Here is a 19,103-nt window from a genome sequence, read left to right as displayed (position 1 = left end):
ATTTTGTAACTTGTGGCGATAACCATGGATTATTTTGATAGATTGGAAGCAGATACCCATCACCTATACGAGATAGCTAATGAAGCAAGGTCTAAAGGTTTGGATGTTGAAACAAAAACCGAAGTACCTCTTGCAAAGGATTTAGCTGAAAGAGTAGAGGGGCTTGTTGGCCCTGAAGGTGTGGCTCAAAGAATTAAGAAATTGGAAGCAGATATGGATAGGGAATCCATTGCATTTGAAATTGCCGCTGAAATCGCATCAGGCGAGTTTGAGCTTGTCGGCGAAAAGGCAAACTGGAATCAGGAACAGAAATGCGACCAGGCTTTAAGAACTGCCCTTGCGATTCTAACAGAAGGAGTTGTGGCAGCGCCTTTGGAAGGGATTTCCCAGGTAAAGATTAAAAAGAACTTTGACGGGACAGAATACATTGCAGTTTACTTTGCAGGGCCCATCAGAAGTGCTGGAGGTACAGCTGCAGCATTGTCCGTGCTTTTGGGAGATAAAATCAGACAGGCCATTGGCATCGATGAATTCAAGCCGATTGATGATGAAATCGAAAGGTATGTTGAAGAAGTTGAGCTATACGAATCCGAAGTTACAAATTTACAGTACTCACCAACACCAGAAGAAGTGAGATTTGCAGCAACACACATTCCAGTGGAGGTTTCCGGAGAGCAAACCGACCAGGTGGAAGTGTCCCACAGGGACCTGGAGCGTGTTGAAACCAACAACATCCGTGGAGGAGCATTGCTTGCGATGGTTGAAGGGGTTATCCAGAAATCCAAAAAAATCAAAAAGATTGCAAACAAGCTAGGCCTTGACTGGGACTGGCTTGAAGAATATTCCAAACCCAAAAAAGATGATTCTGCAGGAGATGACAGCGGTGATTCAGACATTGTAAGCGAACCGAAATACATTCAGGATATCATTGGCGGAAGGCCTGTTTTAGGATATCCTTCAGAGAAGGGAGGATTCAGACTAAGGTACGGCAGGTCAAGAAATACCGGCCTTGCAACCATGGGCGTTCATCCTGCTACAATGGCTTTACTTGACTTTTTGGCCGTTGGAACACAGCTTAAGATTGAATATCCTGGAAAAGGTAACTGTGTTGTTCCTGTCGATTCCATTGAAGGTCCGACTGTAAAGCTTAAAAACGGCGATGTATTGATTCTTGATTCCGTGAAACAGGCACGTGAAGTGAAAAAGGATGTTGTCGAAATACTGTTTCTGGGAGACATGCTTGTTGCGTTTGGAGAATTCCTGAGAAACAACCAGAACCTGTATCCGTCCGGATGGTGTGAAGAATGGTGGATACAGCTGCTGACCGGAAGCGAGAAATTTGATGAAAACAGCAATGATTTGGATTTGGACAGCCTCGAACATGATTACATATCATCAGTAGATGCCTTAAAACTATCAAAAGAATACGGCATTCCGCTTCATCCAAAATACACATACTGCTATAACGACGTGACCATTCAAGATTTGAACTTATTGATTGACCTGATTGAAAAATGCAAATCCGGCTACAAGCCGGGTGAAGAATTGAAATTAGACTTATCCTATCAAAAAAGGATTTTGGAAGTCATCGGTGTTCCCCACCTTGTGCGCGACAACAGAATCGTCATTGACAAGGACCATTCCTATGCGCTTCTGGTGACATTGTCCAAAAAATTGCCTGAAAGGAAAACAACTTTAGAGGCTCTGAATGAAGTTTCACCTGTTGAAATCAAAAACAAGGCTCCTGCCTATATCGGTACACGTGTAGGCAGACCTGAAAAGTCAAAGGAAAGATTGATGAGACCTGCGCCTCACGGACTGATTCCAATCGGCAACAATGGAGGTGCCAGAAGGCTGGTTGCAACAGCCGCTAAAAAGGGAAGCATCAAAGTGGACATATCCAGAAGAAAATGTACAAACCCGGAATGCGGAATCAGCTCATTCGGATCTCTTTGCCCTAAATGCGGCAGTCCGACTGAAATGGGAAAACCTTCCACCAAAACCGTTCCTCTCGGTTCAATGCTTAAGAAGGCATCCGACAATGTTAAGGTAAGAAGGGTTGATGAGGTGAAAGGGGTTATAGGTATGATTTCAGAGTCAAAATTGCCTGAACCTCTTGAAAAGGGAATACTTAGAGCCAAGAATGGAGTATTCACATTCAAGGACGGTACAATACGCCACGATTCAACTGATTTGCCGCTTACACATTTCATTCCAAAAGAGATTGGAGTCACTGTCGAAAAACTATTGGAAATGGGCTATGAAAAGGACTGCTACGGCAATCCTATTGAAAACGACGAGCAAATTATTGAGCTTAGGGTCCAGGACATTGTCATTTCAGAAAACTGCGCGGAATATCTGCTCCATACCGCACAGTTCATTGATGATGAGCTTGAAAGATTCTATGACATGGACCCATTCTACAATGTAAAGGAAAAAAGCGACCTGATCGGGCATCTGGTTGCGGGCCTTGCACCCCACACTTCTGCAGGAGTGCTTGGAAGGATTGTAGGATTTACAAAGGCATTGGGCTGCTATGCGCATCCATATTTCCACTCTGCAAAGCGTAGAAACTGTGACAGTGATGAAGATGCCGTGATGCTGCTTTTGGATGCATTGATTAACTTTTCAAAATCATACTTGCCGAATACTAGGGGAGGAAGTATGGATGCTCCTTTAGTTTTATCTTCAAGAATCGATCCGGAAGAGATTGACGACGAATCCCACAACCTGGACATCTTTGAAAGGTTCCCTGTCGAATTTTACGAAAAGACATACAGTCCTCTTAAGCCTGCTGAGGTTCTGGAGTACATTGACAATGTCGAAAAGCATTTGGGAACCCCTGAGCAATATGAAGGATTGATGTTTTCCCACAACACTTCCAATATTCATGCGGGACCTACAGTATGTCTTTACAAGAGGCTGCCTTCAATGAGAGAAAAGGTTGAAGCTCAAATCAGCCTTGCAGAAACCATCAGGGCAGTTGACCAGAGGGGAGTTGTGGAAAAGGTATTGTCATCCCACTTCCTGCCGGACATCATGGGAAATTCCAGAGCGTTTTCCAAGCAGAAGGTAAGGTGCACAAAGTGCGGCGCTAAATACAGAAGAATGCCTCTTACCGGAAAATGCACATGCGGAGGCAATCTGGTCCTTTCAGTTTCCAAAGGGTCAGTTACAAAATACCTTGAAATATCACAAGAGCTTGTTAACAGATATCCTGTTTCCCATTATCTAAAGCAACGTTTGGAAATTCAGGAATACGGTATCAACTCATTGTTTGAAAGTGACAAATCAAAGCAAAGTTCTTTGGATGTGTTCTTCTAAAGAATTTTGATTACTTTCCAAATGCTCTTGGATTCAAACCTTAAATACCAAAACCATAATAAATATCAGAGTACTTAAATAATGTTCGTTGCAAGACGAACAATTTATATACCATAAGGAATAATGTATTATATAGATGTTCGTGATAATACGAACGATAATTATACAAGTGCCGACATATAGTATAGCATATGCGAGATTACCCTCTCGCGAATTTTTATGCTTTTTTAAAAACGTAGGATAATGGTGTGAAAAATATGGAAAGAATATCAGAATTAGGAAATAACTTAAATGATTCCGTTAAAATCAATGTAGAGAAAAACAACGGAATCAGAGAAAGATTTAGCTATGAAAAATTATTAAAGTCATTGATAATGGTTGAAACTCCATTCTTTGAATCAGATAAAATCGTAGCTACAGTAGTATCTCAATTATATGATGGGATCAAAACCAAAGAAATCAAAAAGATTGTCTACGAATGTCTAGAAGACATTGATCCTGAAATTGCAAACAAATACTTAGCAAGTACCCAACTAAAAGTACGTACTTCAAGAGATACCATTGAAGCATTCGACTTATCCAAAATTGCAAATACCTTGATTGAAGAAACTGGAGCAAGCCAAGAAACTGCTTTTGAAATCGCTACAGAAACCTGGAAAGAACTCAAAAAGTTAAACGTAGAATACTTAACCGCTCCAATGATTAGGGAAATGGTCAACACCAAATTGATCGAATACGGATTAGAAGACTTAAGAAGCCGCTACACCCGTTTAGGTATTCCTGTATACAACATTACCTCCTTAATCGAAAACGGTAACAGAGACAATGCAAACATGATACACAACCCTGAAAGTATTCACAAGCATGTAGCAGACGAAGCATTAAAACAATACGCACTCTTAAAAATGTTGCCTTCACACTTGGCTGACGCACACATGTCAGGTGACATTCACATTCACGATTTAGAATTCTTCGCAGGAAGACCATTGAACTGTCTTCAGCACGACATAAGAACTTTCATCAAATACGGGCTTAAAGTAGATGGTACCGGTGACCACACTTCCATTGCAGGTGCACCAAACCACATGGAAACCTTAATGAACCACACCGGTGAAATCATGCTTGCAGCACAACAGAACATGTCCGGTGGACAATCAATGTCCCTTTGGAACGTATTCGTTGCACCGTTTGCAAGAGGAAGAACCTATTCTGAAATCAAACAAGCCGTTCAAATGCTTATCTACAACTTGAACATGGCTTACGCAGCCCGTGGATCACAAGTTCCATTTACCAGCATGGCATTGGAATTCGGTGTGCCTGATTTCTTGAAAGACGAAACAGCATACGGACCAAAAGGTGAAGTGGTTGGAACCTACGCAGACTACGAAGACGAAACCAGATTAATCCAAAGAGCATTCACTGAAACATTGCTTGAAGGAGACAATGAAGGAAAACCTCATTTATTCCCAAATACCATTTACACTCTCCGTGAAGAAACAATGACCAGTGAATACGAAGACGATCTCCGTTTAGTTCACGAATTATCTGCAAAATACGGTTCATCCTACTTTGTAAACATGTTCCCTGAATACAGAGGAAAAATGGCAAACTATATGGGATGCAGAACCTGTCTACAAGACACCTGGACCGGTGACTGGGATAAAGACTGTTTAAGAACAGGTAACCTTGCTTACGTTACCTTAAACTTACCAAGAATCGGATACCAATCCAAAGACGAATCACAAGTTTTCGAATACTTAGACGAATACATGGATTTAGCTGTTGAAACCTTAATGCTCAGAAGAGAACAAGGATTAAAATGCTTAAATGATTTCCATATCTTGCCGTTCCTAAAACAACAAGTTGGAAATGAATCCTACTACAGAATCGAAAATTCAACTTTATCATTCGGTTTTGTTGGACTTAACGAAATGTTATCATCATTATTCGGAGAAGGCATTGAAAACCCTGATTCCAATAAGTTCGGTTTAAAATGTATCGAATACATCAATGATAGAGCCAACCAATTGAAAGATGAAACCGGACTCAGATGGTCTGTTATTCAAACTCCTGCTGAATCTACCGCTTACAGATTCGCAACTCTCGATAAAAAACAATTCGGCGATCAAGCTATCGTGCAAGGTGAAGGAAACGCTAACTACTACACCAACTCCTCACACGTGCCTGTAGACACCGGATTGTCCTTGATTGAAAAAATCAAAATCGAAGAAAAATATCACGGCTTAACTCCTGGTGGACACATCTTCCATGCATTCATGGGAGAATCCTACTCAGATCCAGATTCATTAATGAGCCTAACCAACAAAATTGCAAGAAAATCCGACATAGGATTCTGGGCTTACAGCTCAGCATTAAGTTTCTGTCTTAAATGTAAAACTTTAATGAAAGGACTAAACAATGTTTGTCCTACCTGTGGTGAAAAAGAAGATGTAGAATGGTATGATAGGATTACCGGATACGTACAACAAGTTGGACGTGCAAAATCTGCATCAGGTGGTTGGAACCCAGGTAAACGTCAAGAATTAATTGACAGAAGAAGATTCGAAGATAACTAAACAGTTATCTTCTTCACACCATTTTTACAAATTTTTCATTAACAAAAAACGCCCTAATTATATTTAAACACATCATCATCCTTTTTTCTAATAATACTTAATTATTATGCCTCTTTTTAATATTTTAAGATGCAAGTAAGCACTTACATGCGAAAAACTTTATATATGAGCCCATTCATATGAATAATTAAGTAGAGAGTTGAAATAACTTAAACTACTTCATTAAAAATTACATCAAAGAAGACAATTGATAAATGCGGCCTAAATAAACCCAAAAAAATTTTAAGTATGAACCATCATACTTTTTTTACTCCCGTTTTTATTAAATTTCAAAATAACACTTCTTTATTGAAAGATGGTTAAATTAATACTATTATCCTATATAATACTCCAAAAAACATTGATAAAGTTTAATTATCCAATACTCATTACGAGTATATTGCCCTAGAAAAAACATTAGAAAATATATGTATGGGCCGAAAGCAATTGTCCTTCATTGATCAAAAATAGAGACTCATTTCTCTATTTTTTAATTTTTAAATAATTCACTAATTTTAATAAAATCTTTAATTTCCTTAAATTATTTTTCTAATCGAACCTGATTTTAAAAGAGGATTTTGCCTGAAAAACCAAGAAGCATAAATCCTCAAAATTAAAAAAAATAGCTCATTAAACTCACTTATTTTGGTAAAAAAATATTACATTCAAAAATATATATATATAGCTCTAAAATAATTAATATTAATTAAATTATGAAATTTTTTAGGGGTTGTTTATTATTTTGAAATTGAATAAAATTTTACTTGTCAGTATAATTTTATTATTTATTTTTACACTCGGTGCCGTAAGCGCGGCCGATGAAAACATTACTGACACGACGGATGAGGTTCTCAGCGCGGACCCTGTTGATGAAGTTTTAAGCATTAATTCTACAGATGAACTTGAATCTGCACAGCAGGGCGATTTTACTGAACTTAAAAGTTTGGTAAGCGGAACTTCAAGCGGAAAAACATTGACACTGGAAAAGGATTATGTAATTGATGAATCTGGAGGATATGTTGAAATTACAAAAGCGATAAACATTGATGGTCAAGGCCATACTATATACGGCAATAACATGAAAAGAATCTTCGTGGTTAACAGCCAAAATGTTGTATTGAAGAATATCAATTTTGTAAATGGTTATTGTGGTATTCTCTCCAATGAAAAAAATTGTAGAGCCATTAATTGTTCTTTTGTAAATTGTTCTAGTGATTATGGTGGTGCAATTGATGGTGGAAATGCATACAACTGTACATTTGTAAATTGCTTTGCCAGAATGTCTGGTGGTGCAATTGATGGTGGAAATGCTTATAATTGTACTTTTGTGAATTGTACTACTAAAAATAGTAATGCCGCTATTGTTTGGGGTGACGATTACAATTGTACATTTGTAAATTGTAGAAATAATGCCGCAATCCAATCAATTTTGGTTAGTTCCGGTAACTATATACGCATTTCTGTTGCAGGAGATGGCAGGGCCCCCGGCAATGTAAACATTACTGCAAATGGGAAAACCAAAGTAGTTAAAACAGGATGGGGGTATTTTGATTTAGGTTATCTTGATGTTGGTTTATATAATGTTACAGTGAGCTATGCTGGAAGCGATAAATTTGAAGCTCAAACAATAACATCCACTTTTGAAGTAACTAAAATCGATCCAATTTACGGCATTGAAGTCAAAGGCATGAACAATGGAGAATATTATTATGACGGTAAAAATGCCACACTTAACATTATGATGAATTATAATAATGTGCCTGGCAATGTGCATATTGAAGTGAATGGCATTACTCAAAAGATTAAAATTAAAACTTCTTATAATATTTATGTTGATTTAGGCGTTTTGAATTTGGGCATAAATAATATTAAAGTGAGTTATGCTGGAAGTGCAAACTATAATGCTCAAACCGAAAACATTTCATTTAATGTTGTTAAAAAAAATCCAATTAAAAGCATTTATGTTACAGGACTTAATGTTAATTACAATAGGAACGTTACTTTTATCAACGAAAATTCCTCACTTAAAATTTTAATGTTTGACGACAGCGTGCCGGGAAATGTCCACATTACTATAAATGGCGTTACTCAAACAATTAAAACCTCTTCAGGCAGCGGTTACAGCTACGATTATTATTTATTGATTCCGTTAGGTGTTTTAAATGTAGGTTCATATGATATTAAAGTAAGCTATGCAGGAAGTGCATACTTTTCAGCGCAAACCAAAGCACTTACCTTTAATGTATTGAAAACCGACCCGATTTTTCTGTTTAGGATTGTAAATCCATACATTTCTGAGAACATGAAAAAAGTTGAATTTTCATTTACCAGTGCTAGACTCGCTATTGCACTGAAAAACAATAATGTGCCGGGTTATTTTAATGTTACCATAGACGGAATATCAAAAATAGTAAATATCAACGGCCGTTCTTCAATTTCTATTCCTTTGGGTATTTTAAAGTTAGGTTCACATAATATTGTAGCAACTTATGCGGGAGATACTAATTACAATGCTCAAACTAAAACAATGGCCTTTAAAGTGAATAAATGTAATCCAATTAGTTATATTAAGGCTTACAATTATTACAATTATGTTTCATATGACAAAAAAGAAGTGGCCTATGATGGAGAAAATCCTACACTTGACATTTCCCTGAAAAGCAATCGTGTGCCTGGCAATCTGCACATTACCGTTAACGGCGCATCCCATAAAGTTTTAAAAACATCCAATACAACTTCCTTAAGCATTCCTTTAAATGTTTTGAAAGTAGGGGTGAATGATATTAAAGTGAGTTATGCCGGCAGCGCATATTTTGCAGCACAGGATGTGACACTTTCAATAACTGTGGTTAAGGCAACTCCAATAAGTTCAGTCAATATGTCCAATCAGGTTGGATTTGGCGATAATGCAACAATTACTGCAATTATGTCCAGCAGCAAAATCAACGGTAATGTATGGTTTACCATTTCGGATGCAAGCAATACTAAAATCTTAACCGATAAAATCCATATTGAAAATGGAGTAGCCACCCAATCCGTTTCAGGCCTTAAATTAGGAAAGTATAAGGTACATATATACTATGCCGGCAGCACCAATTATAATGCGCAAACCATTAAGGACACTTTTGAAGTGGTTAAGGGAACCCCTATCAATTCTGTAGAAGTCTCAAATTGGGCTCCCGGCAAAGATGTGACAGTTAAAGTTAACGTGAAAAATATTAACGGCAACATATGGTTTACAATTTCAGATGCAAACAAAACAACAATATTTTCAAATAAAAGCAGCATTGAAAATAATTGGGCGAATATTTCAATTCCAGGTTTAAGCGTAGGCAGTTATAACCTGCATGTGTATTATTCCGGAAATGCATATTATAATACCCAAACCATAAAAAGCAGCTTTGAAGTGGCAAAGATTTCTCCTGAACTGTCCGTTTCAAAAGCCACTGTGGACGGAAAGACCGTTCTTACTGCAAGCATTGCTGAAGATGCACCTGGAAACGTGAAATTTGAAGTCAACGGAAGCACATACAAAGCTCAAATAGTTAAAGGTGTAGCAACACTCACACTGTCTGATCTGGCACCTGGAACCTACACCCTAAAAACCAGTTATGCCGGCAACTACAAATATCTTGCAGAAACAAAAACACGTTCAATAACAATCAAATAGAGATTCAACTTCTCTATTTTTTTCTTCTTTTTTTAACAAAATATCACTTGGAAAACAAATTTTCCATTCAGAAATATATATTAACTTTAAAAAATTAATCATAAATTAAGTTTTAAAAAAATTTTTTAGGGGTTGTATATTTTGAAATTTAATATGATTATACTGGTCAGTATACTCTTGCTTATTTTTACACTCGGTGCCGTAAGCGCGGCCGATGCAAACATTACTGACACGACGGACGAGGTTCTCACAGCAGAACCAACAGATGAACTTGAAGTTTCTGAAGGTGACTTTGGCGAACTGTCAAGTCTGGTGAGCGGAACTTCAAGCGGGAAAACATTGACTTTAGATAAGGATTATATTAATTCACAATCTTCAAACAGGGTTACAATCTCAAAGGCAATTACCATTGACGGGCAGGGTCATACAATTGATGCAAACGGAAAATCAAACATATTCCATGTCAACAATGCCAAAGTAACCTTGAAAAACATCAATTTTAAAAACAGTTTTACCAAAAACTACTCTGCAGTTTATGGAACATGTACAATAATCAACTGTACATTTACTGACTGCACTTCTGAAAAGGACGGTGGAGCCATTTACAACGGAACCGCATACGATTCCACTTTTACAAACTGTAACGCGTATCGCTATGAAAATGAAAGGCAATATTATAAAAGCGACCATCATATCTGTAAAGGTGGGGCAATATACAATGGTGATGCATACAATTGTAATTTTATAAACTGTTATGCCAAATACTCCTATTATGACGGATGGGAACCTGATTGCGATGGCTTTGGTGGAGCAATATATAATGGTAATGCCTATGACTGCTCATTTATTGAATGCTATTCCGTAGGTGGGGGCGCAATTATAGGTGATGCATACAATTCCACTTTTGAAGAATGTAGAGCTTTTGCTATTTGGACAGCAGGCTGTGGTGGAGCTATCCAAGGTGACGCCCGTAATTGTTCCTTTGTGAATTGCCGGTCTGAATATGGTGGAGCCATTTACGGAGGAAACGCTTATGAATCCTCATTTATAGGATGCTATGTGGTTGACGGAGCTGGAGGGTCATCCGGTGGAGCCATTGAAAGCGGTGACGCTTATAACTGTTACTTTGAGAAATGCTATTCTTATGAAGGTGCTGCAATTTGCATGGGCGATGCATACTCCTGCACCTTTGTCGAGTGCATTTGTGAAATGAGAAATGCCGCAATTATTAAGAAGGGAAATGCATATGATTCCGCATTCATAAACTGCACAACCGAAAGAGGCATTTATATCGACGGAGACTATAGAAACTGTACTTTTATTCCAATAACATTATCCTGTTCAAATTTAACAGTAAATTATGGAGAAGGAGGAAAACTACAAATAAAAACCCAATCCAATGGAATAAACGTTTATGTGCCAGTCAATGTTAAAATCTACAAAGACAATAAATTGACCAATTCATTTTCAACCATTTCAGGTTCCGATTTGCCTATCGATGCTGCCCCTGGAAATTATATGCTCGAATTAAGTTGTGTTGGTGCTAATCCGTTGAATGTCAGTCTTGTTGTCAATAAGAGATCTCCACAGTTAACACTTGCAAACAATTTTGCAAAAACCGGTGAAACAGCAAACGTTAAAGTAACAATGTCTAAAAAAGCAACAGGATATGTTAGAATTACCATTAACGGCGAAACCTACCGTCTGCAAATCAAATCAGGTGCAGTATCCGTTGATGTGCCAAACTTGGCTGACGGAGCATATACCGTTACAGCAACATACGGAGGTAATGCATACCACACTGCAGAAACAATGACAGACACATTCCATGTAGGCAAATTCAAACAGGGAATGCAACTTGAAACAAATAATATTGCAGTGGGTGAAACAGAAAGAATCACAGCCACCCTAGCTAAGGATGCGACAGGATTTGTCAGATTCATAATCGGAGACAACACCTACAAAGTTGCAATCGAAAACGGCGCCGCTTATGTGGATATTAATAATTTAAAGGCCGGAACATACAGTGTTACATTAAAATACGCCGGCAACTACAAATACAATGCAGAAACAGTTTCAAAAACATTTACAGTATCCAAATCATCTCCTGAAATGAGCGTTATGGCTTGGGACACCCTTGTTGGTAGAACTACTGATATTAGAGTCAATTTAGCCAACGATGCACCAGGAAATGTCCACATCATTGTGAACGGAGAAACATACAAAACCCCAATCAAAAATGGTGTTGCAACAATCACCATCTCAGGTTTAAAGGCTGGAACATACAATGTTACTGCAAAATATGCTGGAAACTACAAATACAATGCAGAAACAGTTTCAAAAACATTTACAGTATCCAAATCATCACCTGGACTTAAAGTGACTACAACCCATGTCGAATTCGGGGTTAAAACTATTACAGTCAATCTAGCTGGTGATGCATCAGGAAACGTCCACATCATTGTGAACGGAGAAACATACAAAACCCCAATCAAAAATGGTGTTGCAACAATCACCATCTCAGGTTTAAAGGTTGGAACATACAATGTTACTGCAAAATATGCTGGAAACTACAAATACAATGCAGAAACCAGGACTACTAGTTTTTCCGTGAATAAAATTATTCCAGCACCAATGTCAGTGTCTGCAAAAGCAGTGAACGGAAAAACAGTAATAACTGCTAAAATAAATCCTGATGTGGAAGGTGTAATGAGAATAACCTACGAAGGAACTGCGTACTTTGTTAACATTACAAATGGAGTAGCTACTGCAACCATAGATGGTGTAATACCTGGCACACATAATATTATAGTAAAATACACTGGAAATGACAAATACTCCGTAAGAGTAATATCAAAAGACATAACTATCTAAAATAGAGATTCAACTTCTCTATTTTTTTCTTCTTTTTTTAATATTTTGATTATAACTGTCCAATTAACCAATATTCACCATTAAACAATCTATAAATCCCAATACTTCTTTTAAACATGTTTTAAGATGCAAGTAAGCACTTACATGCGAAAAACTTTATATATGAGCCCGTTCATATGAATAATTAAGTAGAAAGTTGATACAGCTTGACTACTTCATTAAAAATTAAATCAAAGAAGACATGAAAACACGGACAGCAAAATAAACCCAAAAAAAGTATGAGTTCCTGATCGCTCATACTTTTATACTCCCGTTTTTATTAAATTTCAAAATAACACTTCTTTATTAGGATTTATCCTATAATACTCCAAAAACATTGATAAAGTTTAATTATCCAATACTCATTACGAGTATATTGCCCTAGAAAATTATATAACATGCGCTGCCGGTTATTGTCCTTCCTTGATTAAAAAAAAAATAGAGACTTACCTCTCTATTTTTTAATTTTTAAAAATTCTCTGATTTTTTTCAATTGAACCTGTTTTGCATGAAAAGTTTGCTTTTAAAACGAGTTTTCTCTTTCAATCACAAATTCCACATCATATCCTGTTTTTAGGTGTAAAATAATCATTATATTTTTTAAAAATATATATTTCTGAAATTCAAAAAAATGAGAATATCATATAAACGCTTTTTATGTTTTACATATCATTTTTTAACAATGCCAAAAATTTTCTGTAAATTAACTATATATGTCTCTTTTGATAATAAATTAATTATAATTTAATTTTTCAATTGTTGGGGCGATTATCTTGAAATTTGATAAGCTGTTGATAGCCGGTTTATTTTTGCTGGCCATTTTAACAATGGGGGCTGCAAATGCGGCCGACAACAACATTACGGATGCATCAGATGACGTTTTGAGCGTTGATGCTTTAGATACTGACGGACTTGAGGCGTCACCTGGTGACTTTGATGAACTTCAGAGCTTGGTGGACAATACAGAAAGCGGGAAAACATTGAAGTTGCAGAAGGATTATTCAAACGACAAGCAAGACTCTGTTGTTCGCATCACTAAATCCATAACCATTGACGGACAGGGACACACAATAGATGGAAAAAAATCACTTACAAACATTTTTTACATTACCACTATCCAAAAGGTTACATTGAAAAACATAAAATTTGTAGATAATAAAAATACAACGGTTGTAGGTTACGGCAATAGCTATAAATGCACTGTTGATAATTGTTCCTTTGTAGGTTGTTCCATCTCCTGTAATGAATATGGGGTTAATGCTTATGGCGGCGCTATTGCTTATGGGAACGCCTATAATTCCACTTTCATAGAGTGTACTTCCTGGACAGTCGGTGCTACTGCTTATGGTGGTGCTATCTATAAGGGTTCTGCTTATAATTGTTCCTTTGTGGATTGTTCTGCTGTCGGCAGATTTAATTATGGATATGGTTATGGTGGCGCTATTTGTGAAGGTTCTGCTTATAATTGTTCCTTTGAAGATTGTTTCGCTTCTTGTGATCGTGAATATGCTTATGGCGGCGCTATTTATCATGGTGATGCCTATAATTGTTCTTTTGTAGATTGTTCTGCTACTATTGGCGGTGCTATATATAATGGCAGTGCTCATGACTGTTCTTTTCTAGATTGTTCTGCTTCCGGCGGCTATGAGAGTTTTGGTGGTGCTATCCAACATGGAAGTGCCTATAACTGTTCCTTTGTAAATTGTTTTGCTTCCGCTAATTTTGGTGCTTACGGTGGAGCTATTCGTTCTGGAGGTGCCTATAACTGTTCCTTTGTAAATTGTTCTGCTTCTAATGGTTTTTATAATCGAGGCGGAGCTATTTCTGGAGGTAGTGCCTATAATTGTTCCTTTGCAGATTGTTATGCCACTAATGCCGGCGGTGCAATTTATAATGGTAATGCCAAGGATTCCATTTTCAGGAACTGTTCTTCTAAAGATTCTAATGCAGCCATATGTAAAGGTACTGATACCAATTGCACTTTCATCGAATGCCAAGCCCTTGCTGCAATCAATTCCATCAGAACAAGGGATGTAAATTATGGAGAGTCAGCCTATGTCTTTGTTGATGGTGAAGCCAGTGCAGGTTATGTGAACATCACAGTAAACGGAAAAACTAAAAAAGTCAAACCCGAATCATCAGTTTATTTCTCCGATTTATCTTCTGGCACATATGAAGTCCGGGCCACTTATCAGGGAAGTAATGACTACAAAGCCCAAAACGTAACAACCACATTAAAAGTAAACAAAGTTGATTCGATAAGAAGCATTAGTGTCAAACGAGAAAAATATATTCATAATAATGACAAAATCCAATTCTCATACAATCAATCCAGACTTTATGTATACTTGAGAAACACAGCTGTTCCCGGTTCCATCACAGTTAAAATCAATAATTTAACTTATATAAGAAATACTACCGGCCATTCCGAAATGTCATTCTCGTTAGGCATCATGAAACCCGGAACATATGATATTAAAGTTATTTATGACGAAAACGTTAATCATAAGGCTCAAAATGAAACACTTAACTTTGAGGTAGTCAAGGCAAAACCAATCAGTTATCTTTATCTTTCCCCATATGATTATTACTCATTTGACAATTTCTCAAGGCAAATCAACTATGACGCTAAAGATACATCACTCGATATTTATTTGAATAGTGACCGCATTGTAGGCAATGCCCATGTAACCGTAAACGGCGCATCCCATAAGGCTTTCGCCATAAAGGGAAAATCTGAAATATTAAACATTCCGTTGGGCATCTTGAATGTTGGAGAGAATGTGATTAAGGTGACCTACGGCGGAAGCGCATATTTTGATGCTCAAGAAGTCTCATTCAATATTAATATGCTTAAGGCAACCCCAATAGCTTCTGTGGAAGTTTCCAATTGTGCTGTTGGCTCAGATCCTACAATAAAGGTCAAAGTCAACAATGTCAACGGGAACATCTGGTTCACCGTCTCTGATGAGAATGGAAACAATATTCTGACTGACAAGATTCACATCGAGAACGGATTGGCAATAGCTTCAGTTTCCAGCCTTGCCTCAGGAAAATATCGCCTGCACATCTACTATGCCGGAACCGCCCGCTACAATGCCCAAACAATCAAGACCAACTTTGAAGTGACAAAGATTTCACCGGAACTGTCCGTTTCAAAAGCTACAGTGGACGGCAAGACCGTCCTTACTGCAAATCTGGCTGAAGATGCACCTGGAAACGTGAAATTTGAAGTCAACGGAAGCACATACAAGGCCAAAATAACTAAAGGTGTGGCAACCCGTACACTGCCTGATTTGGCACCTGGAACCTACACCCTAAAAACCAGTTATGCCGGCAACTACAAATATCTTGCAGAAACAAAAACACGTTCAATAACAATCAAATAGAGGATTTTTATTCTCTATTTTTTCTTCTTTTTTAGTCATGATTTCACGGACTCTCCGATGAAATTTGAATTTCAATAATAATCCAAAATTCCACAACCAAAACACCCAAAAACTAAAAGTATATTAATACCATTAAACTAAAATTATAATATTATCATATCACTGATGGTAATAGTTATTTTCACATCCTATGTTACTAGTATTTATGGGCTTTTTTGATACTAGGCAGCTGATAACATAGATTTATATACCCAGACAGAACTGATTAGAGGTTATATCATGCAAAGATCAAGAGGATTAAAAAGCAGATCAAGAAAAAAAATGACAAAGGTACAAAGACCGGGCAGAACCAACCCGATTACCAACAGAATGCAAAGATTTGAAGAAGGAGATTTAGTTCACATTACTATTAACCCAAGTATCCAAAAAGGCCAACCTGCACCTAGATTCCACGGTAAAACCGGAAAAGTCATTGGTCAAAAAGGAAAAGCATACATCGTAGCTTTAAAAGATGGAAACAAAGCAAAAGAGTTAATAGTAAGACCTGACCACTTAAAATTACAAAACTGATTTCTATGATTGGAAAAGAAGTTATCGAAAGCGAACCGATTTCCGGTGCTGAAGTCAAAAAAGTTCTTGAAGACTTTTCTGAGGACAACGAATTGAACTATGAACAGAACCTTACATTGAACCACCTTGCAAGGTTCAAAAGATATTCCGTTGAGGATTCAAAGGAAATCGTTGAAAAGCTCCAGGACGAATTTGGCCTAAGGCCTAAAGTCGCTGTTCATATTGTTGATTTAGTTCCTAAAGATTTGGCGGACATGAGACTTATTTTTGCCAAGGAACCTTCCAAAATCGACAAGGAAGACATGGAAAAGATCCTTGAATTTTTGGAACAATATGATGTTGAAGAATAGTTTCAAAACTATTCACTTTTTTTATTATTTTTTATACTATTTTTTTATCCCAGTGTAGCTTTTTTTAGATATCTTTATTACACTTGAAAAATAAAACTATTTATAAGTTTGAATTAATAGCTAATTCAAGTTTTAAAAAAACAATAGTGAGTGATAAAGATGGATAATAGAAGAAAAAGAGAGAATAAACCAGCAGTAAAAAAGGAAGAATATGCTGTTGTACTTGATTATCTAAGCCGAGGCTATGTTAAGTCTGATATGTCTAAATTCGGAGGCAAACCTATTGCTCAAGCTATTGGTACAGAACAATTCACTTTACTCGAATTAGCTCCTAAAAACGGTGTTGATTTGGAAATACAGGACACCGTGTATATTGGAAGAGGAAAAAGAGACAAAATATACAGAGTGCTTGGAAAGCTCGATTATGAAAACTTGACTGCAACAAGCAGAATAGAACTGGACTACGCAATTCGCGATATCGTTGAAGCAAACGAAGACAAATACGTTGAATTCTTCAACAAGACAGAAGCGCTAAGCACAAGACTTCATTCACTAGAGTTAATTCCAGGAATCGGCAAAAAATATATGTGGGACATCATCAAAGCAAGAGAGGAAAAGCCGTTCGAATCATTTGAAGACATCTCCGAAAGACTCCCTACATTGGCCGACCCTGCAGGTATGATTGTAAACAGAGTTAAACAGGAATTGGATACAACAACTCCAAGAAGAGGTAAAAACAAATACTACATATTTACACAACCTCCAAGAAGACCTAAAAATACTAGATAAAAGTGATAAATTGACTGGTGGAACTTCCCAATCCTTATCTAAAATAACCAAATCTATTTTAAATCAGTATGGGATTAAGCTGAATAAAAATCTTGGTCAGAACTACCTGATTGACAAGAACAAAAGAGACCAGATTATCGGCTTTGGAAACATCAATAAGGATGATGTTGTTTTGGAAATCGGGACTGGGATAGGAACACTGACAATTGAAATTGCCAAAAGAGCTAAAAAAGTAATAGCCATCGAACAGGACAGAGGGATTTCAGACATCCTTGCCCAAAGGCTTAAAGACGAAAAGATAGATAATGTAGAGCTTATAAACGATGACGCACTGAAGGTTGAATTTCCGAAGTTCAACAAGATTGTGTCAAATCTACCTTATCAAATCTCATCACCGATAACTTTCAAATTTCTGGACTATGATTTTGACTTGGCCGTTTTGATGTATCAGAAGGAATTCGCTGACCGCATGAACGGTGAAGTCAGTACCAAAAACTATTCCAGACTTTCAGCAATGCTTTATTTTAAATGCGACGTTTTGAAACTGACCGATGTGAGCGCCGAAAGCTTTCTTCCGAAGCCCGAAGTCGATTCCACTGTCGTCTGCCTGAAGCCTAAGGAAACCCGTATTCCGGAAGAGGATTTTAATTTTTACTCCAAAATCACAAAGGCACTATTCCAGCACAGAAACAAGAAAATAAGAAATGCGCTGATCGATTCCAGGCATGTGTTCTGCAGCCTTGACAAGAAGGAAATGAAAAAAAGGCTGAACTCCATCGAGGATGAGCGGCTGGAAGACTATCTCAAAAAGAGGGTGGTCATGCTTACGCCCGAAGAGATTCTGTTTTTGTCAAAAGAGATTAACGAGATTTTAAGGGAGTAGGTATAATGGCTGATTTTATTATAAATACCGATGACAATGTTTATGTTCCGGCTGAGGACAGCTATCTGCTGGCCGATAATCTGCAAATCAAGGAAGGCCAGAGTGTTCTTGAAATAGGAACCGGATCAGGAATAGTTGCGATGTATGCATCAAGGCTGACCGACAGGATTACTGTAACTGACATCAACTTCGATGCCTGTCTGCTTTGCGAGAAAAACTTCAAGGCGAACAGCATTGAAAACATTGAAATCCTATTCGGAAACTTATTTGAACCGGTGAAAAACAGAAAGTTTGATGTAATTTTATTTAATACTCCATATCTACCTACCGAAGATGACGAAGTTTTGGATGACACTATAAATTATGCATTCGATGGTGGATTAAACGGTAGGAAAGTCATTGACTTATTCTTAAATGAAGTGGGAAATCATTTAAATGATGGTGGAATTGTCCAGCTGATACAGTCTTCACTTTCGGGCAACGACGAAACCTTGGAAATGCTCGACAGGCTGGGCTTTATAGCTGAAATTGCCGCTAGCGAACACTTCTTTTTTGAAGACATAACGTTGATTAATGCTTATAAAATATGATTAGGTGATT

At 37.3% G+C, this 19,103-nt stretch carries 10 protein-coding genes; all 10 read left to right on the top strand.

The window, feature by feature from the left end; translation table 11 throughout:
• Nucleotides 1-12 precede the first annotated feature (12 nt).
• Nucleotides 13-3,324 carry a DNA polymerase II large subunit gene (gene polC / locus TL18_RS00815; RefSeq protein ID WP_082706307.1) on the top strand — a complete coding sequence of 1,104 codons (3,312 nt, stop codon included), beginning with the start codon at nucleotides 13-15 and terminating at the stop codon, nucleotides 3,322-3,324.
• Between the two features lie 257 nt (nucleotides 3,325-3,581).
• Nucleotides 3,582-5,900, top strand: a complete 2,319-nt coding sequence (gene nrdD / locus TL18_RS00810) for an anaerobic ribonucleoside-triphosphate reductase (RefSeq protein ID WP_067039960.1) — start codon at nucleotides 3,582-3,584, stop codon at nucleotides 5,898-5,900.
• A gap of 781 nt (nucleotides 5,901-6,681) precedes the next feature.
• On the top strand, nucleotides 6,682-9,609 hold the full coding sequence (locus TL18_RS00805; RefSeq protein WP_067039956.1) for an Ig-like domain repeat protein: 2,928 nt from the start codon (nucleotides 6,682-6,684) through the stop codon (nucleotides 9,607-9,609).
• A 141-nt stretch (nucleotides 9,610-9,750) separates the two neighbouring features.
• The gene (locus TL18_RS00800) at nucleotides 9,751-12,483 is read left to right on the top strand and encodes an Ig-like domain-containing protein (RefSeq protein ID WP_156064477.1); all 2,733 of its coding nucleotides are present in this window, start codon (nucleotides 9,751-9,753) and stop codon (nucleotides 12,481-12,483) included.
• An 812-nt stretch (nucleotides 12,484-13,295) separates the two neighbouring features.
• Entirely contained in the window at nucleotides 13,296-15,911 is a 2,616-nt protein-coding gene (locus TL18_RS00795) for an Ig-like domain-containing protein (protein WP_067039950.1), read from the top strand.
• A 279-nt stretch (nucleotides 15,912-16,190) separates the two neighbouring features.
• A complete protein-coding gene (locus tag TL18_RS00790; protein ID WP_067039948.1) occupies nucleotides 16,191-16,481 on the top strand; it encodes a 50S ribosomal protein L21e in 291 nt (96 codons plus the stop codon).
• Nucleotides 16,482-16,486: 5 nt separating this feature from the next.
• Nucleotides 16,487-16,831 (top strand): RNA polymerase Rpb4 family protein, encoded by a 345-nt coding sequence (locus TL18_RS00785; protein ID WP_067039945.1) that lies wholly within the window; start codon nucleotides 16,487-16,489, stop codon nucleotides 16,829-16,831.
• A 159-nt stretch (nucleotides 16,832-16,990) separates the two neighbouring features.
• Nucleotides 16,991-17,620, top strand: coding sequence for a DUF655 domain-containing protein (locus TL18_RS00780; protein WP_067039942.1), 630 nt, complete (start codon nucleotides 16,991-16,993; stop codon nucleotides 17,618-17,620).
• Between the two features lie 10 nt (nucleotides 17,621-17,630).
• The gene (gene rsmA / locus TL18_RS00775; RefSeq protein WP_067039939.1) at nucleotides 17,631-18,503 is read left to right on the top strand and encodes a 16S rRNA (adenine(1518)-N(6)/adenine(1519)-N(6))-dimethyltransferase RsmA; all 873 of its coding nucleotides are present in this window, start codon (nucleotides 17,631-17,633) and stop codon (nucleotides 18,501-18,503) included.
• Nucleotides 18,504-18,508: 5 nt separating this feature from the next.
• The gene (locus TL18_RS00770; protein ID WP_067039936.1) at nucleotides 18,509-19,093 is read left to right on the top strand and encodes a HemK2/MTQ2 family protein methyltransferase; all 585 of its coding nucleotides are present in this window, start codon (nucleotides 18,509-18,511) and stop codon (nucleotides 19,091-19,093) included.
• The last annotated feature ends 10 nt before the right edge of the window (nucleotides 19,094-19,103 follow it).

It is taken from the genome of Methanobrevibacter sp. YE315, from assembly GCF_001548675.1.
Classification (GTDB): Archaea; Methanobacteriota; Methanobacteria; order Methanobacteriales; family Methanobacteriaceae; genus Methanocatella.
Note: the sequence above shows the minus strand (reverse complement) of the source record. Positions and strands in the feature narration are given on the sequence as shown.

What these genes read in the sequence shown, in the direction of transcription:
- TL18_RS00790 (WP_067039948.1), top strand. Translation starts at nt 16,191, where the DNA reads ATGCAAAGATCAAGAGGATTAAAAAGCAGATCAAGAAAAAAAATGACA.
- TL18_RS00780 (WP_067039942.1), top strand. Translation starts at nt 16,991, where the DNA reads ATGGATAATAGAAGAAAAAGAGAGAATAAACCAGCAGTAAAAAAGGAA.
- nrdD (WP_067039960.1), top strand. Translation starts at nt 3,582, where the DNA reads ATGGAAAGAATATCAGAATTAGGAAATAACTTAAATGATTCCGTTAAA.
- TL18_RS00770 (WP_067039936.1), top strand. Translation starts at nt 18,509, where the DNA reads ATGGCTGATTTTATTATAAATACCGATGACAATGTTTATGTTCCGGCT.
- TL18_RS00785 (WP_067039945.1), top strand. Translation starts at nt 16,487, where the DNA reads ATGATTGGAAAAGAAGTTATCGAAAGCGAACCGATTTCCGGTGCTGAA.